General features: G+C 63.0%; 22 protein-coding genes. 14 read left to right on the top strand and 8 right to left on the bottom strand.

Going from position 1 to position 21,281, the window contains the following annotated elements; genetic code table 11:
• Position 1: 1 nt before the first annotated feature.
• Together CD351_RS12220 and CD351_RS12215 are read right to left on the bottom strand one after the other, a co-directional pair.
• Positions 2-1,081 carry a branched-chain amino acid aminotransferase gene (locus CD351_RS12220; RefSeq protein ID WP_111992890.1) on the bottom strand — a complete coding sequence of 360 codons (1,080 nt, stop codon included), beginning with the start codon at positions 1,079-1,081 and terminating at the stop codon, positions 2-4.
• Positions 1,082-2,079: 998 nt separating this feature from the next.
• Positions 2,080-2,643, bottom strand: coding sequence for a hypothetical protein (locus CD351_RS12215; protein WP_111992889.1), 564 nt, complete (start codon positions 2,641-2,643; stop codon positions 2,080-2,082).
• Positions 2,644-2,677: 34 nt separating this feature from the next.
• Here CD351_RS12215 and CD351_RS12210 point away from each other — a divergent pair, with 34 nt between their 5' ends.
• Entirely contained in the window at positions 2,678-3,442 is a 765-nt protein-coding gene (locus tag CD351_RS12210; RefSeq protein ID WP_111992888.1) for a TlyA family RNA methyltransferase, read from the top strand.
• A gap of 12 nt (positions 3,443-3,454) precedes the next feature.
• Here the strand turns inward: CD351_RS12210 and CD351_RS12205 are convergent, their stop codons facing one another.
• Together CD351_RS12205 and CD351_RS15755 are read right to left on the bottom strand one after the other, a co-directional pair.
• The gene (locus tag CD351_RS12205; RefSeq protein WP_111992887.1) at positions 3,455-4,159 is read right to left on the bottom strand and encodes a hypothetical protein; all 705 of its coding nucleotides are present in this window, start codon (positions 4,157-4,159) and stop codon (positions 3,455-3,457) included.
• Between the two features lie 63 nt (positions 4,160-4,222).
• Positions 4,223-4,399, bottom strand: coding sequence for a hypothetical protein (locus CD351_RS15755; RefSeq protein ID WP_162627711.1), 177 nt, complete (start codon positions 4,397-4,399; stop codon positions 4,223-4,225).
• A 519-nt stretch (positions 4,400-4,918) separates the two neighbouring features.
• Here CD351_RS15755 and CD351_RS12195 point away from each other — a divergent pair.
• The 6 genes from CD351_RS12195 to CD351_RS12170 all read left to right on the top strand — a co-directional run bounded on the left by CD351_RS12195 (position 4,919) and on the right by CD351_RS12170 (position 10,661).
• Positions 4,919-5,467, top strand: coding sequence for a TspO/MBR family protein (locus tag CD351_RS12195; protein ID WP_174214271.1), 549 nt, complete (start codon positions 4,919-4,921; stop codon positions 5,465-5,467).
• A 47-nt stretch (positions 5,468-5,514) separates the two neighbouring features.
• Positions 5,515-5,766 carry an accessory factor UbiK family protein gene (locus CD351_RS12190; RefSeq protein WP_111992885.1) on the top strand — a complete coding sequence of 84 codons (252 nt, stop codon included), beginning with the start codon at positions 5,515-5,517 and terminating at the stop codon, positions 5,764-5,766.
• A gap of 102 nt (positions 5,767-5,868) precedes the next feature.
• Positions 5,869-7,854 carry a S9 family peptidase gene (locus CD351_RS12185; RefSeq protein WP_111992884.1) on the top strand — a complete coding sequence of 662 codons (1,986 nt, stop codon included), beginning with the start codon at positions 5,869-5,871 and terminating at the stop codon, positions 7,852-7,854.
• An 11-nt stretch (positions 7,855-7,865) separates the two neighbouring features.
• On the top strand, positions 7,866-8,468 hold the full coding sequence (locus CD351_RS12180) for a DNA repair protein RecO (RefSeq protein ID WP_111992883.1): 603 nt from the start codon (positions 7,866-7,868) through the stop codon (positions 8,466-8,468).
• A gap of 10 nt (positions 8,469-8,478) precedes the next feature.
• Positions 8,479-9,543, top strand: a complete 1,065-nt coding sequence (gene leuB, locus CD351_RS12175) for a 3-isopropylmalate dehydrogenase (protein WP_111992882.1) — start codon at positions 8,479-8,481, stop codon at positions 9,541-9,543.
• A gap of 14 nt (positions 9,544-9,557) precedes the next feature.
• Positions 9,558-10,661, top strand: a complete 1,104-nt coding sequence (locus tag CD351_RS12170) for a glycosyltransferase family 2 protein (RefSeq protein ID WP_111992881.1) — start codon at positions 9,558-9,560, stop codon at positions 10,659-10,661.
• 66 nt (positions 10,662-10,727) lie between these two features.
• On the opposite strand, the gene CD351_RS12165 is transcribed toward CD351_RS12170, so the two are convergent.
• Both CD351_RS12165 and CD351_RS12160 read right to left on the bottom strand, forming a co-directional pair.
• A complete protein-coding gene (locus CD351_RS12165; RefSeq protein WP_111992880.1) occupies positions 10,728-12,086 on the bottom strand; it encodes a phospholipid carrier-dependent glycosyltransferase in 1,359 nt (452 codons plus the stop codon).
• Positions 12,087-12,143: 57 nt separating this feature from the next.
• The gene (locus CD351_RS12160; protein ID WP_234027126.1) at positions 12,144-12,542 is read right to left on the bottom strand and encodes a hypothetical protein; all 399 of its coding nucleotides are present in this window, start codon (positions 12,540-12,542) and stop codon (positions 12,144-12,146) included.
• A gap of 95 nt (positions 12,543-12,637) precedes the next feature.
• Here CD351_RS12160 and CD351_RS12155 point away from each other — a divergent pair, with 95 nt between their 5' ends.
• The 4 genes from CD351_RS12155 (at position 12,638) to CD351_RS12140 (ending at position 17,129) form a co-directional block, all read left to right on the top strand.
• Positions 12,638-13,195 (top strand): TetR/AcrR family transcriptional regulator, encoded by a 558-nt coding sequence (locus CD351_RS12155; protein ID WP_111992879.1) that lies wholly within the window; start codon positions 12,638-12,640, stop codon positions 13,193-13,195.
• 11 nt (positions 13,196-13,206) lie between these two features.
• A complete protein-coding gene (locus tag CD351_RS12150) occupies positions 13,207-14,424 on the top strand; it encodes a PLP-dependent aspartate aminotransferase family protein (RefSeq protein WP_111992878.1) in 1,218 nt (405 codons plus the stop codon).
• A gap of 343 nt (positions 14,425-14,767) precedes the next feature.
• Positions 14,768-16,285, top strand: coding sequence for a SulP family inorganic anion transporter (locus CD351_RS12145; RefSeq protein ID WP_111992877.1), 1,518 nt, complete (start codon positions 14,768-14,770; stop codon positions 16,283-16,285).
• Positions 16,286-16,508: 223 nt separating this feature from the next.
• Positions 16,509-17,129 (top strand): 2-hydroxychromene-2-carboxylate isomerase, encoded by a 621-nt coding sequence (locus tag CD351_RS12140; RefSeq protein WP_111992876.1) that lies wholly within the window; start codon positions 16,509-16,511, stop codon positions 17,127-17,129.
• A gap of 3 nt (positions 17,130-17,132) precedes the next feature.
• On the opposite strand, the gene CD351_RS12135 is transcribed toward CD351_RS12140, so the two are convergent.
• On the bottom strand, positions 17,133-17,921 hold the full coding sequence (locus tag CD351_RS12135; protein ID WP_111992875.1) for a formyl transferase: 789 nt from the start codon (positions 17,919-17,921) through the stop codon (positions 17,133-17,135).
• A complete protein-coding gene (locus CD351_RS12130) occupies positions 17,918-18,817 on the bottom strand; it encodes a polysaccharide deacetylase family protein (protein WP_162627710.1) in 900 nt (299 codons plus the stop codon). The genes CD351_RS12135 and CD351_RS12130 overlap by 4 nt, the downstream gene beginning before the upstream one ends.
• Positions 18,818-19,101: 284 nt before the next feature.
• Here CD351_RS12130 and apaG point away from each other — a divergent pair, with 284 nt between their 5' ends.
• From apaG to CD351_RS12115, 3 genes are all read left to right on the top strand, one after another.
• Positions 19,102-19,506 carry a Co2+/Mg2+ efflux protein ApaG gene (gene apaG, locus CD351_RS12125; RefSeq protein WP_111992873.1) on the top strand — a complete coding sequence of 135 codons (405 nt, stop codon included), beginning with the start codon at positions 19,102-19,104 and terminating at the stop codon, positions 19,504-19,506.
• An 84-nt stretch (positions 19,507-19,590) separates the two neighbouring features.
• Entirely contained in the window at positions 19,591-20,379 is a 789-nt protein-coding gene (locus tag CD351_RS12120; RefSeq protein WP_111992872.1) for a LysR family transcriptional regulator, read from the top strand.
• 114 nt (positions 20,380-20,493) lie between these two features.
• The gene (locus CD351_RS12115; RefSeq protein ID WP_111992871.1) at positions 20,494-21,036 is read left to right on the top strand and encodes a GNAT family N-acetyltransferase; all 543 of its coding nucleotides are present in this window, start codon (positions 20,494-20,496) and stop codon (positions 21,034-21,036) included.
• Positions 21,037-21,281: the final 245 nt, after the last annotated feature.

The following is a 21,281-nucleotide window of genomic DNA, read 5'->3' as shown; positions in this document are numbered from 1 at the left end:
CTCAAACTCGCATCACCCAGCCGTGCTTGTCGTCGACCGCGCCGTTCTGAATGCCGACGAGCTTCTTGCGCATCTTCTCGGCCATCTGGCCGATGCCGCCGGTGCCGATGGTGAACTCGCCAGCCGGGGAAGCGACGGTGCCGACCGGGGTTACCACCGCAGCGGTTCCGCAGGCGAGGGTTTCCAGCAATTCACCGCTCTCGGCTTCCTCGCGCCATTGGGCGATCGAGTAAGGCTCCTCGCGAACCTCAAGCCCCTCTTCGCGCAGCATCGCGATCAGGCTGTCGCGGGTAATGCCGGGCAGGATCGTGCCGGTGAGCGGAGGGGTGATGACGCTGCCGTCGCTGCGCACGAAGAACAGGTTCATGCCGCCCAGTTCCTCGATCCACTTCTTCTCGACCGCATCGAGGAAGACGACCTGGTCGCAGCCATTGGCGATGGCTTCGGCTTGCGGGACAAGCGATGCTGCGTAGTTTCCGCCGGTCTTGGCCGCGCCGGTCCCGCCGGGGGCGGCACGGACGTAATCCTGCGAAACCCAGATCTTCACCGGGTTCACGCCGCCCTTGAAGTAGTTGCCGCTGGAGACGAGGATCACCACGAACTTGTACTGCTTGGCCGGGCGCACACCCAGGAAGGCTTCGGAAGCGAACATGAAGGGGCGGATGTAGAGCGAGCCGCCTTCGACCGACGGCATCCAGTCGGCGTCGGTCTTCACCGCCAGCTTCACCGCTTCGAGGAACACGTCCTCCGGGATTTCGGGCATCGCCATGCGCTTCGCGCTTTCGTTGAAACGGCGCGCGTTCTGCTCCGGGCGGAACATGGCGAGGCCGCCATCTGCGTGGCGAAACGCCTTCATCCCTTCGAAGATCTCCTGCGCATAGTGCAGGACCGAGGCCGCCGGATCGAGCGCAATCGGCTCACGCGGGCCGATGCGCGCGGAATGCCAGCCGCCTTTCTCCTCGTCATAGTCGATGGTGACCATGTGATCGGTGAAGACCTTGCCAAAACCGGGATCGGCAATCGCGACTTCGCGGGCCGCGTCAGGCGTGGGTGAGGGGTGTGGGATCGTCTCGAATTGCATAGGTCACGCGGATAATGTCGGGCGAGGCCGGGGGCAAGCGGTGTGTGCGGAAAGCGGGTTGTGGAAGGCTGCGGTGGACCGCAGAAGGGGTGTGTTTGAAAATACGCCATGCCGGAGCATGTACCTGTTAAATAGCGGGTTTTGGGCGGATTGGCTCGTAGGATGTGTGACTTTCCGTTGGCGGGCCATCGAAGCGGTCGCGGGCTTGATCGTCTTGGAGGATGTCAGGCTTTCCATAAGCGCGATCCATAACCCCTGCGGCGCGAGTAGGAAAACCGGCTGCGCGCCTCGCCAGCACCGCCAAATGAAAAGGGCGCTTCCTCGCCCGCCATATGTTGCGGGGGGAGGAAACGCCCTTTCATGGTCAGCGGCGGTAAGCGCCGCTCACGAAGTCTTACTCGGTCGTTAGGTTACCGAATATACCTCGTGCGGAAACTTGCCGACCTCTCTACTGAACCATGAGACATCGGATCACCTCCTTTCGCGCTTGTAAGCCAAGACCCAAACCGTATCACCGGGGGCCGAGAGCCGCGTTCGCCGCTGGCCTCACATACATATTTGAGTCGTCGAGGCCCCCAAGACAAGACTTGAATTATAGTTTTCCCACGTCATACTTGATCGCTGTTGCGCATAAGGCGCGCAACGCGGACGCCGGAGGGGAGCCTCTGGCGTCTTTTCGTATGTGGGCAGCTTTGTGGACAGCCTGTCCACAAGCCTGTGGATATTAAGGTATAGAATCGGGCGTTTTGCTTGTCGCTCGCCCATCCGGGCGAGCGTCCTCGGTGCCGTTCCCTCCGCTTCGCTTCGGGGCACCTGCGGGCGCGCAGTCGCGCTTGCGACGCCTGAGGCGTCGACCCACCGGTCCGAAACTGCTGTCTCCGGGGCTCGGTCGCATTAGCGACCGCAAGGCCGACCGGCCGCCCGGCCGCCCGCAGCGGGCGCAGCCTTGCTGCGCGTCTAGCGAGGACGCGCCTGCGGATGCGGGCGCGCAAACCAGATCATCTACAATCCTCGATGACGCGCGACACTTCGGCCCATGCGGGCAGGTAGAGCGTCGGGAAGCCCGGCGTCTCCACTGCGAAACGGCCCTTTGTGATCGCCATTGCGTCCAGAAGCGGGTCGCTTGCAGACAGCTCCGCCACGGTCGAGGGAGGGACTGCGATCCGACCGGAACCGGCCGGCAGGGCGCGCGATGCCGTTTCGGTGCGGATGGTCATGCGGTCGGCGGTGTATCCGGGACGACCGATCCGCACTTTGCGTGCCGCGCGATCACACGAGAATGCAAGTGCGGTCCGCGGTGAGCTTGCCGACCCGAAATAGGCCAGCGTTTCGCTCCCGTCATCGCGATAGCTCCACGTCCCCTCGGTCTGCGGCGCGTCGAGGTAATTGTCGTAGCGCGGCTCCTGAACGACCGGCGTGGGCGTCGGGGTTGGTGTGGGCGTTGGCGTTGCGACCGGCGGAGGAGGCGGCGACGGGGCAGGCGGCTCAGCGCTCGGAACGCAGGCTGCAATACCAAAGGTAAGGGCAATGGCGCCGACGGCGTGCAAGAGACAAGCTTTCATGCCCACTAAATGCGCGCTAACGGCGTTTGGGTCCATGACTGATAAGAAAAATCCTCAGAAGAAACAGGCCAGGAAGCGTGTCGATCACTTGCTGGTCGAACGCGAACTTGCCGAGAGCCGCACGCGCGCGCAGGCTCTGGTGATGGCGGGCGTCGTTTTCGTCGGCGAGGAGAAGGTGGCAAAGCCCGGCCAGCAGGTCGCCGAGGATGCCGCGCTCGAAGTGCGAGGGCGCGACCATCCGTGGGTCAGCCGCGGCGGGATCAAGCTGGCGCATGCGATCGAGCATTTCGACATCGATCCATCGGGCGCGGTTGCGATCGACGTGGGCAGCTCAACCGGCGGCTTCACCGACGTGCTGCTCACCAAGGGCGCAGTGCATGTCTTCGCGGTCGATAGCGGGACCAACCAGCTCGCATGGAAGCTGCGCCAGGACAGCCGCGTGACCGTCCACGAACAGACCTCCGCGCGCATCCTGACCCGCGATCACATTGACCGGTCATGCAACTGGGTGGTTTGCGATGCGAGCTTTATCGGGCTGGCCAAGGTGCTTGAACGCCCGCTCGAACTGGCGGCCCCGCAATGCCAGCTGGTCGCGCTGATCAAGCCGCAATTCGAGGTTGAAAAGCGCGAGGTCGGCAAAGGCGGAGTGGTCCGCGACCCGGCCCTGCACGAACGGGTCTGCAACGAGGTTCGTCAATGGTTGGAGGGGCTTGGCTGGGACATCGAAGGCATTGTCGAAAGCCCGATCACCGGCCCGCAGGGCAATGTAGAATTCCTGATTTCGGCGCGGCGGGGCTAGCCGAACCGAGGGCTACTCCAGCTCCAGCGAACCGAGCTTGGCATCAAGGTCGATCGGGATTTGCGAGAGCACTTCGATCCCGCTGTCCTTCTCGTATGCTGCCTTTTCGCCATGCTGTGCGACCAGTTCCGCCTGCTTTTCGTCGCGTTCGCGCAGGAGCTGGGCGATTTCTTCGCGGTAAAGCGCGACCATTGCAGTGACGAAGCGGTTCACGAGGTCGTCTTCGGGCGTGTGGTCGGTGTTGAAATCGGGCAGGTGCTCGATCATCACGTCGGCGGGGAACAGGAATTCGTTGGTCACGAAGCGGTTCACCGTGAACCAGGCGCGCGGGATGCCGTTGGTGTCGATCGACAGGCCGATCACATGCGTCACGTGCGCCTTGCAATCCTCGCCCTGTGGCGGCCACACCTTCGGTTCCAGCCCCTCGGGCAACTGGGTGCGGTGGAGGAACAGGTGGAAATGCCCGTGTTCATCCGTGTCGCGGCCGCCGGGCGCATGGACGTGGTAGTACCAGCGCGATTTGCAGTATTTGTCGCGCGCGTCCTTGATCGGATAATGCTTCCAGAAATTCGCGCCTTCCTCGGGCACGACGCGCAGCATCAGCGGTTTTTGCTCCTGCGCCATCTGCGTGATGGTTTCGATCACCACATGCGCGGCCTCGACGGTGGTCAAGGGCCTGGAGGGCGGGGCAGAAATTGTGTCGGGGGAGCTTGCCATGTCACTGAGACTAGAATGCAAAACGGCCGGCGACAACTCTCGTTCTCGCCGGCCGGATTGTGATTACGCTGATGCGTAGGTGCGCTTAGGCGGCACCGCAGCAGCCAGCTGCACAGCAGCCTTCAGCAGCACAGCAACCAGCTGCACAGCAGCCTTCAGCGGCGCAGCAAGCGACTTCTGCAGCAGCTTCACAAGCAGCATCGGCGACTTCTTCAGCAGCTTCTTCAGCAGCTTCTTCAACCGAAGTCTCGTCAGCGGCGGTGTCGCCCTCTTCAGCCGGCGGGGTGCAGGCTGCGGTCGAGATTGCGAGGCCACCAGCGACGGCGAGCATCGATGCGAAGTTGGTCTTTTTCATTAATTCGTCCCCTCATCGAACCTTGCACGGGTTTCCTCCCCCCGACCCAAGGCTCAGTTGGCAAAGGTGAGGCGCGCGAGTGGAAATTCCTGCCGAACGGCGCCCCGAATCACGGCAAGAATGTGGCGAAGCTATCACAATGTGGCGAAAGCGCGAACGCTGTTAATCATGTCGGCCTGATCGATCCGCGCCTCGCGCCGCTCAATTCACTGATTTTGAGGAGCAATGTCCCAAATCGGCGCGGTCTGCGCACAGGCCGTGCGTGCAGGGTTTGGCGTGCCTTATTCGCTCGTGTATCGCCCGCTGAGTGCGCGACTCATTGCGAATCAAGGCGCGCTAGCGGGGACGCGGAAACAGGGCACGGCGAGCCGTTTGAAAGCGGCTCGACTATGTTGGGAGACGAGATGAATTTTCTGGCTTCGAAAGCCCAGCTGCGGGCAAGTTTCCTGCGCTGGTCGTTGTTTCTGGTTCCGTTGATAGTGTTGCTGGGCTTTACCGCCGGTCAGTTGGGAAGTCCCGACACGGTCTGGTTTCAAAGCCTGACCAAGCCCGCGATCTTCCCGCCAACCGCGGCATTCGGGATCGTTTGGGGCATCCTTTACGTCATCGTCGGCTTTGCGCTTGCGCTTGTGGTGAGCGCGTGGGGCGCTTCGGGCAGGGGCCTCGCAATCATATTGTTCGCGCTCCATTTCATCGGCAATCTTGCATGGACACCGGTCTTCTTTGGAATGCAGGAGATGACCCTTGGCCTTTATGTCCTGATCTATGTCGCGGTCAGCCTGCTGCTTGTCATCGCCGCGTTCTGGCGGGTGCGCCAGATCGCTGCCCTGATGATGCTGCCTTACCTTGCGTGGGTATGCTTTGCTGCAGTGCTCAACTACCAGTTCATCGAAGCCAACCCCGATGGCGGTGCGGATGCCGGCGAAGGGGCGGTAGAGCGCATCGAGTTTTGATGGGTTGGTTCTGGACAATCGCAACGCTCGTCGCCAAATAGCGAGCCATGCAAAGCCAGAACCCGATCATCGCCGATTTCGTCAAACTCGCTAACAGCGCCGCTGGCACCATGGCCGGCATGACGCGTGAAGCGCGCGAAAGCGCTCGCGAACGTATGCGCGAGGCGATGGGCGGCATGGATTTCGTCAGCCGTGAGGAATTCGACACGGTCAAGGCGATGGCACAAAAGGCCCGCGAACAGGCTGACGCTCTCGAAGCCAAGGTGGCCGAGCTGGAAAAGAAGCTCGCCGGAAAGTAATTTCCAGGCGCTTCCCTGCCAATCGCAGGATTGCACACACAACACGATGCTCTAGGCTCGCGTGCGAAACTCTCGTTTCGAAAAGCAAACCACGAGGCATCCATGATCCGATCCATTCTGCTCGCCGCAACCGCGCTGTCGCTGTCGTCCGCTGCCTATGCGCAAGATGCAGAGGAGACGTTCGGGGGCGCAAAGGGCGCGGACCTGTCGATTGAGGCGATGGAGCCTGATGGCGGCGCCGTGACGTTGGGCCGCGCGGGCGAATACCCGGCAGACATTGCGCGCTATCTGCTCGCTGGCGGTCCGGGTTCAGCCAACCTGTCGCCCGATGGCGAGACCATTGCGTTTTCATGGGACATTACCGGGCAGAGCGAGCTTTGGGTCATGCCCGCAAGCGGCGGCGTGCCGCGGCAGGTGACGTTCGAGACCGGAGTGGGCGCACCCGTATGGACACCGGACGGGTCAGCCCTGTTCTATTCCGCAGACCGCGACGGCAATGAACAGCCCGGCTATTTCGTCCTCACGCCCGACGGGATGAGCGAAACCGAAATCCTGCCCGCAGCGCGCGGCGACTTTCGCATTTTTGGCGGCTTTGCCGAGGATGGCAGTTTTATCTACGCCTCGACCGCGCGCGGGGCAGGGGTCTTCGACATCTATCGCGGCACCATGGACGGCGCGTCCGAATTGCTGGTCGAAAGCGAGCTTGGCCTTGCCGCACGCTCGATCTCGCCGGATGGCAAATACGCCATCGTGACCGAAGCGGTGGGCGAGGATGCGGACAATCTCTACCTCCTCGATCTCGAGACAAAGGAGATGACCACAATCTCCAAACCTCCGGTTGAAGACCGCGCAAGCCATACACTGGGCGGGTTCGAATGGTGGCCCAATTCGCGCGGCTTCTATTTCTCGACCAATCTTGGCCGCGAATATGGCGCGCTCTCCTTCTACGATGTCGAAAGCGGCAGTTTCGAGATGGTCTTCGGATCGGACCGCGATGTCGAGAACCTTGAACTGTGCGGCGCAGGCGGGGGTGGCTCCACCCTCTACTGGACCGAGAATGATGACGGCTTTGACCGCCTTCGCGGCTGGCAGGTGGTGGAGAAGCGCCCCATCGCTATGCCCGAAATGCCCGAAGGCACCTATGCGCTCGATTGCGAGGCAGAGGGCGACTTGCTGATCCGCGTCAGCGGTTGGCAAACGCCCGGCGAATTGTGGATGACGAACCCGGTCGCGGGCACCGCCGAAAAATTGTTCGCTGCAAACTATGCCGGCCTTGATCCCGAACGCCTCATCCGCCCGCAGGTCGTGCGCTATCCTGCACGCGATGGGGTGGAATTGCAGGGCCTGCTTTATCTTCCCGAAGGAGCCGGTACGGGCGACGACGCGCCGCCGGTGGTCTTCTCCGTTCACGGCGGACCCTCGGGCCAGTCGCAGGCAAGCTTCGACCCGATTGCGCAGTACCACGTCGCAAGAGGCGTTGCGGTGTTCGAGCCTAATGTGCGCGGCAGCACCGGACTTGGGCGCACCTATGCGACGCTCGACGACCGGGAGAACCGCTTGAACTCGATCAGCGACCTTGTCGACCTCAAGAATGCGCTTGCCGCCGATGGCCTGATTGACGGTGGTCGAGCTGCGGTGATGGGCGGATCATACGGCGGCTATGCCGTGAACGCCGTGCTGGCCGAATATCCGGGCGAATTTGCTGCAGGGGTGTCGCTGTTCGGTGTCGCCGACTGGATCACCGCGCTAGAGGTCGCTTCGCCCGCGCTCAAGGCGTCTGACCGGATCGAATATGGCGACATCACCGAAGACCGCTGGCGCGAGTTCTACCGCGTCAACTCACCGATCCGCAAAGCCGACCAGATACGCGTGCCGGTGCTCTATTCGCACGGCGTGATGGACCCGCGCATCGACATCTACGAAACCGAGGTGATGGTGAAGACCCTTCGCGAGAACGGCGTCGAGGCACCCTTCGTGCGCATTCCCGACGAAGGGCACGGCTGGCGCAAACTGTCGAACCAGCTGTTCTACTATCGCAAGCAGGCGGAATTCATCGAAGAGCAGCTGGGTCTGGCCGAGGCCGAATAGGGTTACGTGATTTGAACATCTCCGTCCCCGCGATCCTCGTCGCAGCGCGTGCGCATGGGGAGACGGCGGTTATTGCCCGGCTGATGACTGAGGAACACGGCCTCGTCGCCGCCTATGTCGCCGGTGGGCGAGGGCGGCAGCTGCGCCCCGTGGTCATTCCCGGCAATTCTGTTGAAGCGGAGATCCGATCAAAGTCGGACAACCAGCTGCCATTTGCGCGGATTGAGCTTTCGACCAGCCGCGCGGCGTGGATGACCGAGCCGCTTCCTGCGGCGGCGATCGGATGGGCCTGTGCCCTGACCGCATCGACACTGGCCGAGCGCAATCCATACCCTTCGCTCTATTCCGCGCTCGAAGCGCTGCTGGAGGCGATCTGCCATGCGCCCAGCGCGCGCGGCTGGCTCGCCGCGATGGTGGCGTTCGAGGCGATGCTGCTGCGCGAGCTTGGCTATGGCGGCGAGAAGCCCGATATGGCCGCCGATCTGGATACCCAGTTCGAAGCCTTCCGCCAGCTTCATCGCCCCATCCGCGACTACCTTCTTGCGGGAAACCCCCGCGATGTTATGGCCGCCAGGAATGCGCTGGGGGAGCGCCTGAAGCGCATGATCGAGTGAGGGCGAGGTTATGAAGATCGCAATTCTGCCGGGCGACGGTATCGGCCCCGAAGTTACCCGCGAGGCGGTGAAAGTGCTTGAGGCAGTGAACCTGCCGGGCCTGACCCTGTTCGAAGGCGACGTCGGCGGTATCGCCTACAAACGCCACGGCCATCCGCTCCCGCCCGAAACGCTGACGATTGCCAAGTCCTGCGATGCCGTGCTGTTCGGCGCTGTCGGCGATCCCGATTGCGACAGGCTCGACCGGCATCTGCGGCCGGAACAGGCGATCCTAGGGCTTCGCAAGGAGCTGGACCTGTTCGCCAATCTGCGCCCGGCCAAGGTTTACGAGGGGCTGGAGCACCTCTCTCCCCTGAAGCCGGAGATCGCGGGTCAGCTTGACATGATGATCGTGCGCGAACTCACCGGCGACGTATATTTCGGCGACAAGGGCGAACGCGTGGCTATCGACGGCACGCGCGAGGGGTGGGACATGATGTCCTATTCCGAAAGCGAGGTCAGCCGCATTGCTCGCGTCGCGTTCCGGACGGCGCGCGCAGGCGATGACAAATACCGTGTGACCAGCGTCGACAAGGCAAACGTGCTCGAAACCAGCCAAGTGTGGCGCGACACGGTCAACGCGGCGGCGGGCGCTCATCCCGATATCGAGCTTGCCCACATGTATGTCGACAATGCCGCGATGCAGATCATCAGCAATCCGGGCAGCTTCGGCGTGATCCTGACCGGCAACCTGTTCGGCGATATCCTGTCCGATCTGGCCAGCGCGGCGGTCGGGTCGATCGGTCTGCTCGCCAGCGCCTCGATGGGCGAGCGCCGCACCGAGTACGGCATATTCGGCCTCTACGAACCGATCCACGGCAGCGCGCCCGACATTGCGGGCAAGGGCATCGCCAACCCGATGGCGACCATCCTTTCAGCGGCGATGATGCTGCGCCATTCCTTCGGCCTTGAAGGCGAGGCGGCGCGCATTGAGGCGGCGGTTGAAAAAGCGCTTTCCGACGGTTTTCTCGGCGGCGATCTGGGCGGCGAACACGGGACGCAGGCCATTGGCGACGCGGTGAGGGAGCGGCTTTAGCCAGCACTTGCGCAATGAGCCTTGAGCTTGCGATCATCCTTCCCACGCTCAACGAGCGCGGCAACCTTGCGCCCCTGGTCGAACGCATCGAGGCGGCGCTTGACAGTGTCGCTGGAGACGGGGGCTGGGAAGTCCTCATCGTCGATGATGACAGCAAGGACGGCACCGCCGACGAAGGCCGCGACCTCGCACGCAGCGACCACCGCGTAAGGGTCATCCAGCGTATCGGCAGGCGCGGCCTTGCAAGCGCGGCGATAGAGGGGTTCTGCGCCACTGCCGCACCGTTCGCGGCGGTGATGGACGCCGATCATCAGCACGACCCTGCGCTGCTTGCCGGGATGCTGGCGGCATTGAAAGCAGGCGAGGCTGACATTTGCGTCGCCAGCCGTTTTGCCGAAGGGGCAAGCACTGCCGACTGGCAGCAGCCCGAGCGCGAGAGGCTGTCAACCTTCGCCAATCGCATTGCGCGAGGCATCACCGGGGTCGATCTGACCGATCCGATGAGCGGCTATTTCATGCTCCCCACCGCCACTGCGCGCGCACTCGTGCCGCGATTGTCGGGCATCGGTTTCAAGATTTTGCTGGACCTGCTTGCGACCTCGGATGCGCCGATGAGAGTGAAGGAATTCCCGCTGAAATTCGCCAAACGCCGCGAAGGTGAAAGCAAGCTCGACCGTGCCATTGCCTTCGACTTTCTCGCAGGGCTCTATGACAAGACGCTGGGCCGTGTGATCCCCACGCGCTTTGCGCTGTTTGGCACCGTGGGGGGCCTCGGCGTGATCGTGCATTACGCCGTGCTCGCCACGCTTTTCCCGCACATGACCGCGACTTTCTGGAAGGCGCAACTGGGCGCAGTCCTTGTCGCGATGAGCTTCAACTTCTGGCTCAACAACTGGCTGACCTATCGCGACCGGCGGTTGAAGGGTTGGGGAGAGTTTCTGCGGGGTTGGGCGGGCTTTTGCCTGACATGCGCGGTCGGCGGGTTTGCCAATGTCGCGGTGGCGACTTTGTTGCAATCGCAAGGCTTGTTCTGGGCGCTCGCAGCGCTGGCGGGGATCCTGATCGGTTCGGTGTGGAACTATGCGCTATCCAGCCGTTTCGTGTGGGGCCGGTTTTAGCCTAGACGGCTGCGGAGCCAAGCAGGCCGGATGGCCTGCGCCCGGCGTCTGAGTGCGCAAAAAAACTTACCTCCAGCCTGCGATCCAGGTCCAGTCGGCAAAGCTCATCGGGCCGTCCAGAGGCGCGGCGGTCAGGATCTTGTAGAACACCGCGAACACGGCAACGCTCGCCGCGATCACACCATAAGCGGACCTGCTCCAGCCCGCCTGCCTCACATCGCTGAGCGACAGGGCGAGCGCGCCGAGCAGGAACATGCTGGGCATCACGTAATGGTAGTAGAACTGGACCGGCTTGGGCGCGATCAGCCACAGGCCGAGGCTGACGCCGTAACCCACGACCATCGCGATCTTCGCCCAGTCGCTGCGATAAAGCCCGGCGACAAAGCACCACACGATCGCGGGCAGGCCAAGCAGCATGGTGAGCGGATTGCCGATCAACAGCACCCCGCGCTGCGCTTCGTCGACGAATTCGTAAAGATACCAGATACCGCGCGTGTTCATCACCCATTGCGGCCAGTTGCTCTGATAGGAATGCGGCGCGAGCACCTGCTGTTGAAGAGCGAGCATATCGCCGTGCAATCCGATCAGGCCAAGCTCCGTGAGCGGCGAAGGGCGAAGCTCGCTGCCCAGCCAGTGCCCCGGCATGAAGGTGAGTGCATAGACCGCAATTGGCAGAATGCCGAGCCAGACGAACGCTTCGACAAGGCTGATCCCCGGTACCGGCACACCCCGCCGGCTCGTCAACAAACGGCGGCGGCCGGCAGACAAACGCGCTGCAAAGAAGGTGAGGCCCGGCACCATCGCCAGCGGCACCGCGTTCCATTTGCTTCCCAGCGCGCAGCCGATTGCAATGCCGGTCACGATCAGGCGCTGGCGGCCCGTTTCCGGCTCACGGATGGCGGCGGCAAACTGCCATGCAGCGATAGACAGAAATGCCGCCATGAAGATGTCGAGCATCGCAATGCGCGCATGGATGAGCAGGTGAAAGCCGGTGACCAGCAGGATGCCGAAAGCGACGGTTGCAAACCGGTCCTCGCTCGTATGCCACATCGCCCGCATGCTCGCGCCCACGGCCACGATCCCGGCGATGAGCGACATGATCCGCCAGCCAAACGGGTTGTCGCCAAACACATACATGCCCAGCGCAATCAGCTCCTTGCCGAGCAGCGGATGTTCGCGGTTCACATACTCGCCGGTCACGCCCGCCCATGCGTTGAGAAATTCGCGCGCGGCGGGAAGGTAGTGAACCTCGTCGAAATAGGGTGCGGAAGGGGTGGTCAGCCTGAAGCCCGCGATCAGCGCGAAGATCGCAGGGATCAGAAGGCACCAGCCCCACGGATCGGCTGAATGCTCCGGCGCGCTTTCATGAGCGCGATGAAGCGACTCTGGTGCGTTTTGGACAGGCTGTGCTTGGGCCTCGCTCATGAGGCTGAGCGCTTAGGCAAGCGCTCAGGCCCCTGCAAGCGTGTTAGGCATTTATGATCAGGCGGTTGGCGTGCCTGCCTGCGCGCGTTCGAGATAGAACAGTCGCGCGCACATGGCGAGAAGTCCGATGCTAGCAGTCGGCAGAACGAGAAGCGCCCAGAGCCACAGATTCATGTCAACGGCGCGAGCGCGCGGTGCGATAAAGAAGAAAGCGATCACCACGAGCATGGCGAGATCCCACCACACTTGAATACCAGTCAGGTTTTGCGAATGGTTGGTGAAGAACATCACCACGCCCTCCTGCGCGATCTGGACCGCCGTATATGCGGAGAACATCGCGCATAGCAGCGCCGCTGCGAGGGGGTTGCCTCGCTCGGGCTTGGCGATGAGAATATAGGCGCCCGCGATGGTGGCGCCGCCCAGAAGAAGGAAGAAGAGAGTTTGGAGAAAGTCCATCATGCCGCCTTTCATGTAGCAGTTGCTACGCACCCTTCTAATCGAATGTAGCATTCGCTACAAGCGGAAAGATCATGCCTTCCACAAAACCTCAAATGTCGAAAGAAATGCTGCTCCCGCCGCTCGCCTCGCATGTGCTGCAGCACGGCTTGGGCGGGGCGAGCCTCAGGCCGTTGGCCAAAGCGGCGGGGACCAGCGACCGGATGCTGATCTACCATTTCGGCAACAAGGAAGCGCTGGTGCGCGAGCTGCTGAGCTATGTCGCGGGCGTCTATGCCAACGCGCTCGAGATGGCGCTCGCCGCGCAGCATGGTGAGGGACGCCCCCAATCGCGTCAGCAGTGTTTTGCGCGCATCTTGGCGCAGGGACGTCAGCCGGGAATGCAGTCGTTTATGGTGCTATGGTGGGAGATCGTGGCAGGCAGCGCGCGCGGGCTTCCCGGATATGCCGAAGCGGCCGAAGCGATGATTACCGACCAGCTCGCATGGCTGGAAGGGCAGATGCCCGAGGACGACCCTGATCCTGCAGGAGGAGCGCGCTATCTGCTGACCCTCCTTGAAGGAACGTTGATGCTAGGCGTTGTCGGCCACGCACGCACGGCCCGCGAAGGCCTGCTTGCGAGCGACCTTGCGGGCGACCCCTCCGACGACTAATCGGTAGCGCGATGAAGAAGAGCACCGGAATGGATCGCGCGACGACGCGCAAATGGCGACCCGCGACACAGGCCGTGCGCGGCGGGACGTGGCGCAGCGAACATGGCGAGACGAGCGAGGCGCTGTTCCTCACCTCGGGCTACACCTATGACGATGCGCAGACTGTGGCCGATCGTTTTGCGGGCGAGGCCGAGGGCATGACCTATTCGCGCCTTCAGAACCCGACCGTCGCGATGCTGGAAGAACGGATCGCGCTGCTTGAAGGGGCCGAAGCCTGCCGCGCCCAGGCGAGCGGAATGGCGGCGATGACGGCGGCGCTCCTGTGCCAGCTTTCGGCAGGCGATCACGTGGTTGCCGCGCGCGCGGCGTTCGGATCGTGCCGCTGGCTGGTCGATAATCTCCTGCCCAAGTTCGGCATTGAAACCAGCGTAATCGACAGCGGCGATAACGACGCATGGGAAAAGGCGGTGCGCCCCAACACCAAGGTGTTTTTCTTCGAAACGCCCGCGAACCCGACGCTCGATATCGTCGACCTGCAATTCGTGTGCGACCTTGCGCGCGGGTGCGGCATTACCACCGTGGTCGACAACGCCTTCGCCTCGCCCGCGCTGCAACGCCCGATGGAGTTCGGCGCGGATGTCGTGGCTTACAGCGCGACCAAGCTGATGGACGGTCAGGGCAGGGTGCTGGCCGGGGCCATTTGCGCAAGTGAGGAGTGGGTGAATGAAACGCTCATGCCTTTCCAGCGCAACACCGGCCCTACCATATCGCCGTTCAACGCATGGGTCGTGCACAAGGGGCTGGAGACCCTCGACCTGCGCGCTCATCGCCAGAGCGAGAATGCGGTAAAACTGGGCGAGTTCATGCGGGATCGTATTCGTGCAGCGGGCGGCGAAATGCGCCATCCGGGTCTGCCGTGTCATCCGCGCCACGCACTCGCGCTCGACCAGATGGACGCAACCGGGCCAATCTTCGCCTTCGACGTCGGCAGCCGCGAGCGCGCCTTCCAGATCCTCGATGCGCTTGAGTTGATCGACATATCGAACAATATCGGCGACGCGCGCAGCCTCTTGTGTCACCCGGCCAGCACCACGCACGCCAATATGGGCGAAGAGGCGCGCGAGGAAATGGGCGTGACCGAGGGCCTCTTGCGGATCAATGTCGGCCTTGAAGACATTGCCGACATAACCGAAGACATGGACCGCGCCCTGTCAGCGGCGGGGATTTAGCGTCACGATGCAAAAGCCGGGGCGCTGCGTACAACGCACCACCCCGGCTCCTAAGCACATCCGCTGCGATCGATTGGTCTCTTGCGCAGCGGTTGGAACGACTTTTCGTGTGGCCTTCGCCATGCCCCGGCGTGCCGTTAAGCCTACCGGGACGCTGACCCTGCTGAACCAGAGCCTCCTAACAATTCAGGTGCGAACGACGCTAACGCCGATTTAACCACGCACTTGAGCGCGCGCTGTTGTGCAATGCAGCATGATTGCCTATGGGGCGCGGATACATTTCCAGTCCGGGCTTTTTCTCTCCACCTGTCCGGCTCACAATCATTCCCGGATAGATCCGACCATGACCCAGACCCGCTCTTTCGCGGAAAACTTCCGCCGTGACTGGTTCGCTCAGCCGCGCGCGGACATTCTCGCCGGCATCGTTGTTGCGCTCGCTTTGATCCCCGAAGCCATCGGCTTTGCGCTGATCGCGGGCGTCGATCCCAGCGTTGGCCTCTATGCGAGTGTCGCGATTGCCATGGTGATCGCCTTTACTGGCGGGCGACCCGGCATGATCTCAGCCGCCACGGCTGCGGTTGCGGTTGTGGTGATCCCGCTGGTGCGCGATTACGGGGTCGATTACCTCTTCGCCGCAACGATCCTGATGGGCATTTTTCAGGGTATCGCGGCGGTCCTGCGGCTCGACCTGCTGATGCAGTTCGTCTCGCGCAGTGTCATCACCGGGTTCGTCAACGCGCTCGCGATCCTCATCTTCATGGCGCAGATCCCGCAGCTGATGCCGGGTAATGAGGGCGTGGGCCCGTGGACATGGGCGATGGTCGCGGTCGGCCTTGGCATCATCTACGGCTTTCCGCGCATCACCAAGTCGGTGCCAAGCCCGCTTGTCGCCATCGTCTTGCTGACCGCTGCGGCGATCTATTGGGGCTTGCCGGTGAACAATGTCGCGGGCGAGGGCACACTGCCTGACGGCCTGCCGACCTTCGCGCTGCCCGACGTGCCGCTGACGTGGGAGACGTTGCAGATCATCGCACCGTATTCGCTGACCATGGCTGCGGTCGGATTGCTGGAAAGCCTGCTCACCGCGCAGATCGTCGACGACATGACCCACACCGAAAGCGACAAGCGCCGCGAAAGCGCAGGGCAGGGCATCGCCAATGTGGTTGCGGCATGTTTCGGCGGCATGGGCGGCTGCGCCATGATCGGCCAGTCTGTCATCAACGTGACTTCGGGCGGGCGTGGGCGACTGTCGACCTTCACGGCCGGCGCTTTCCTGCTGTTTCTCCTCACCGTGCTCGGCTCTTGGGTCGGGCAGGTGCCAATGCCTGCGCTTGTCGCGGTGATGATCATGGTCAGCATCGGCACGTTCAGCTGGAATTCGATCCCCAATCTGCGCCGCCACCCGCCGACCAGCTCGATCGTGATGATCGCGACGGTTGTCACGGTTGTGTGGACCCACGATCTGGCGCTTGGCGTGCTTGTCGGCGTGCTGCTGTCGGGCATCTTCTTCGCGCAGAAGGTGAAGAACATGTTCACTGTCGAGCGTGTGCGCCGACCGCACTCTGCAGTCTACCACGTGAGGGGCGAGATCTTTTTCGCCAGCGTCGATCGCTTCGTCGAACTGCTCGGGCCGGAAAGCCAGTTCGAGGACGCGGCACATCACGTGGTGATCGACGTCAGCCAGGCGCATTTCTGGGACATCTCTGCCATCGGTGCGCTTGAGAAAGTGATTGAACGCATGCGTCGCAATGGCCGTCACACGCGTGTCGTCGGCCTGAACACCGCAAGCGCAGACCTGTTCGACCGCTTCGCTCTCGAAGACAGGACCGGGGTTGAGCTGGGACTGTCACCGACGGGTTGAGCGAAGCCTTGTCGCGGGCTGCACGGCGTAACGCGCGGGGCGCATCGACGTCATTGACGTCGCAAGCGCGACCGCGCGCCGTCGCTTATACGGCGAAGCCAAGCGGCCCGCATGGGCCGCGCCCGGCGTCTGAGGGCGCCAAAAATACTACGTCTGAAAAACAGACTTGAAACGTTCGCCGCGTCGTGCGAGCCATTGGGAAAGCTTCTTCAGGAGAGTTCCCATGGCAAGCCGCGTCGAGCTGATCTTCGATTTCGTCAGTCCCAATGCCTACATGATCTGGTGGCCGCTACGCGATCTGATCAAGCGTACGGGTGCCGAACTCGACGTGACGCCCGTTTTTCTGGGTGGAATGCACAAGCTGACCGGCAATGCTCCCCCGATGATCCGCGATGCGGACGTGAAGGGCAAGGTCGAGTATTCGATGCTGGAGATGCGGCGCTTCATCGAAAAGCATCAGCTGACCAAATACAGGCTGCATCCCAAATTCCCCTTCAACTCGATCACGCTCCAGCGGATGCTGTTTGCAGCCGATCAGGACGGACGCGGCGTTCAGTTTGTCGAGAGCCTGCTCCCCGCGATCTGGGAAGAGGGTATCGATATCACCGACCCGCAGGCTCTCGGCGCAGCGGTCGCGGCGGCTGGCTTCGATGCGCAGGACCTGTTCGAGCGGGCTCAGACCGACGAAGTGAAACAGGGCCTTGTCGCCAACACTGACAGGGCGGTCGAACGCGGCGCGTTTGGCATTCCCACGCTGTTTGTCGGGCCAAAGGATGGGCCGCAGGAAATGTTCTTTGGCAAAGAGCGGCTCGACCAGATTGAGGATGAGCTTGAGAAGGGGTGATTGCTAGGTCGCCAGCCTTCCCGATTTGCGCAGCCTTTTGAGCGCCCTTCGCGCCGCAAGTTCGGTTCGGATGTGGAGATCCTTGCCCCGATACTCGGTTCCGATCGCGTGGTCCTGCTCTTCACCCACGGCAGTTCCCTGAAGCACCTCGCCAACAACTGTCACGTATCCTTGCGCGCCGACCTCCACCGCACGGGCAAAGACGGTGTGCAGGTTGTCGTCTGACTGCAAGGATGCCTGGCCGGTGAAGAACACCCTGCCGCCATCGACCGCAGAAGTGCATTCGTGGACGGTTGCCCCGACCATGTCCGGCCGCTCATCGAGGATCGGCCACATAGCGCAGCTCACCCCGCGATAATGCGGCGAGATCCCGGTGTGCATGTTGAGCGCTATATCGCCGGCGCTCTCCAGCACGTTGTCGGGGATCATGCCGGTGCCATAAATCGCGAGCACGTGTGGTTGCAGGGCTTGAACCGCCTTGAAAAGGCCGCCAGCCTTGGGCTTACCGACCCGCTGCACGATATCTGCGCGCTCAAACCGCTCGGACGTATCCCCCAGCACCCGCGCAAGGCTCGCCTCGCGCGCTTCCCTGTCGCGCGTGATCTTGAGGAAGACACCGCGCAGCGCCTTGCCCAGGAACTGTTCGGGATTGCGTTTGAGCACTTTCTTCCACGACCTCTTGGCCGGCGGATCGCAGACCAGGATCGCGGCAACGTCATAAGCCTTGCAAAGCGCATTGGTCACGTATTTGTGCTCGCGCCCGTCGCCCGTGATGATGACCAGCCGCTTCATCCCAGCACCGCTTTTCGGGCTGAGCGCAGATGCTGTTTGATCTGAAGTTCCATGGCCAATTCACGATTAGACTGGTTCGTCAGCGAGCGGCGATACCAGACGTCCTTTGCCGGGCGCAGCCAGTTGGCGCGGGCATGCACGAGGAAGATCGCCTCATGCCCACTTTCGCGCGCATGGCGATGCACTTCGTCGGTCAGATCGAGCTCGTGTCCGTAGGGTATCGAGAGCGAGCGCACGCGGCTTTGCGACAGCTCTTCCAGCAATGCCTTTGAGCCCGCGATCTCTTCCTGCATCTCGTCTGCGGACAGGCTGCGGCAGTGCACATGGGTCTTCGTATGATTGCCGATCTCGATCCCGAGAGAGACGAGTTCCTTGAGGTCATCTCCCGACAACAGCCGGGCGCGCTGGTCAAGGTCCACGGGGCCGAACTTAGCGATCAGCTCGGCAACGACGCCCTGACGCTCGGCAGAGCCAAGCTTTGCCATGTCGTTCACAATCACCGAATGAACCGCATCGCAGCGAGGCAGGCCAAGCGCCTTGCAGACCTCACCGATCCCGAACGTGTTCACCGCATAGGCCAGCATGGAATCGAGCGAGATCGCGCCCTCTTCCACCATGCCGGGATTGATGAAGTAGACGGCTGGAATCCCGCGCGGGCTCAGCACATCGCGGGCGATGCCAAGGACCGAGTGCCACGCATCGTCAAATGTCAGCAGCAGGGGCTTTTTCGGCAGATCGCCGCTCAACACCTGATCGAGCGAGACGAATTCGTATCGCTCACCCAGCCAAGCCAGATGCCGTTCGAACGCCTCTCGCGAACTGGTCAGGCCCAGCCCTTTCTCAAAGGCGCCTTCCTGCCCGATATGATGGTGCAGCACGCAGGTGAGGTGGGGCATGATCGGGTTTGCTGGCTCGTTGGATGATCGAAGTGCGTCGGCGAACGGTGCATCCGCCACGCCTCGCAGTCGGCAATCACCTAGCGCAGTCGCCGCGCGCGCGGCAAGGGCATGGCTTTGCCAAAGGCCCTCAAAACTCCGCTTGGTCGGAACCGGTGAAGTGCGCAGACGTTCGTTTATCGTGCATTGTGCCGGCCTGTCGTACAGGGATTGCGTGTTTCGCAGGTGAATAAGAGCTATCCCGCTCTTGAGGCCTCAACGAGAATTGCTACGTATAGATTCGTATGAAGGAACTTTTCCAACACGCCGCCATCACCGAGGGCATTACCGTGCGCGTCGCGGTCAACTTCCTGCCCGAGCAATCGCACCCCGACGCGGGCAAGTGGTTCTGGGTCTATCACATCCGCATCGAGAACGGATCGCACGAAGCGATTCAGCTTCAGACCCGTCACTGGCGGATCACCGATGCGCGCGGGATGGTGAACCATGTCGATGGCGAAGGGGTCGTGGGCGAACAACCCGTCCTCGCTCCGGGAGAGAGCCACGATTACGTCTCCGGCTGTCCGCTGACGACCACCCATGGCTCGATGGAAGGGTTCTACACCTTTCACCGCGCTGACGGCACCCCGCTCGAAGTGCGCATCCCGTTCTTCCCGCTCGCCGCGCCCGAAACCGCCGACGGTCGGTAGTCCAGCCGCCTGATAGAAGGCGTTTCAGGACCACAACCTGCATTGATCTTGCGATAGCGTGCGCTCGCTTCTAAGCGAGCCATCGTGAAACGCACGCACCTCCCCTTGAACGCCCTGCGCGTCTATGACGCCGCCGCGCGCCACCTGTCGTTCACCCGCGCAGCTGACGAGCTTGCGGTGACGCCTGCCGCCGTCGGTCAGCAGATCCGCGCGCTTGAGGATCACCTCGGCGTGGTCCTGTTTCGCCGCACGTCCAAGGGGCTGGAGCTCACGCCCGAGGGCGAGGCCGGTCTCGATCCCTTGCGCGAAGGCTTCCTGCGCTTCGAGGAGAGCGTGGCCGCGATGCAGGCGGGCCAATCCAGCGACCGCTACACCATCGCTGCCCCGCGCGAATTCTATGCCGAGTGGCTCAGCCCGCGCCTTGCCGAATTCCAGGCGGGCACCCCCGGCGTCGTCTACACCATCCTCGCCGATGAGGGCGCCGACTTCACCGAAGCCAATCTCGACCTCGCAATCCGGCTGGTCGACGGGCCGGGAGAGCTCGAAGGCACCCAGCTGGCCGAGGCCCGCCGCGTCACGGTCGAAGCTCCCAAGGCGCGCGATTCCTGGATCGACTGGCCCGGAGCCGCTTTGCCCGAAGGCGTTCGCCCGTGCATCAAGGCGGGCTCTGCCGGACAGGCATTGGCGAGCGCGCTTGCCGGCATGGGCCGCACCGTCCTCCCGCTGCCGCTGGTCGCGGGCGCGATCGAGCGCGGGCAGCTGACCGCGCTGGACGAGCCGGTGGAGAGCCGCCGCGCTTACTGGCTGGTCGCCCCGGTCCCGCAATGGCGCTCCAAGAAGGTCAAGGCGCTCGTCGAGTACCTCACTTCCTGACTGACGCACCCCATCCGGGGTGCGGTGTCCTCGCTCACACGACCTGAAGGTCGCGTCGCTGCGGGCGCCCGGTCGGGCTTGCACTCGGCTTCGCCTCGCGTATCAGCGCGAGGGATGAGAGCCGTCCAAACCCTCACCACGCCCCGCTTCACCCTGCGCCCGCTCCGGCGCGAGGATGCAGCCGCGCTCTTCCCGACCATGTCGGACGACGATGTCAGCCTCTACCTCACCCGGCCCGCATTCACCTCTGAGGAGGAGCTGTGGGGCTGGTTCGCCGATCCCGACTGGAACGGGCGCACCTGGATCGCCGAGGATGCGGGCGGAGACGTCGCAGGCCGCTTCGTCGCTTTTCCCGCGCATGAGAAGGGCGTCGAGGAGGTCGGCTACATCACCGCCACCCACCGCACCCGCGAAGGCGTCGCGCGCGAATGCATGGAGGCGCTGATCCGCCACCTGTTCACCGCCGCAATCGAGGACGCAGGCGCGCGCAAGCTCACCGCCGAAGTCGACACCCGCAACGCCGCCTCGGTCCGCCTGCTCGAAGCGCTCGGCTTCACCCGCGAGGGCCACTTGCGCGAGCACGAGAGCACCCATGCGGGCCTGTGCGACATCTACCTCTACGGCCTGCTCAGGAGCGAGTGGCAGACCCCCTCGTAACCCGCAGAAAACCGAGAAGTGGACCGCATGTTACACGGTCCTAGCGATAATTCGCGAGCCAGCGCGAATGCGAGCGCAAAACCGCCTCATTCGCCTCCCGCCGAGCCGCTACTTCGGGAGGGCAGGGCGGGTTGTTCCCAATCGTCCCAGCATCAAGATGCGCCGCCCAGCCACCATTATGCGCATGCTGATCCGTATCCCCACGAGGCTGCCACCCGGCATCCGGGCGACCGGGCGGAAGGGGC

Source organism: Erythrobacter sp. KY5 (assembly GCF_003264115.1).
Lineage (GTDB): Bacteria > Pseudomonadota > Alphaproteobacteria > Sphingomonadales > Sphingomonadaceae > Erythrobacter.
The sequence above is the reverse complement of the archived record's forward strand: the minus strand, read 5'-3'. Positions and strand labels throughout refer to the sequence as shown.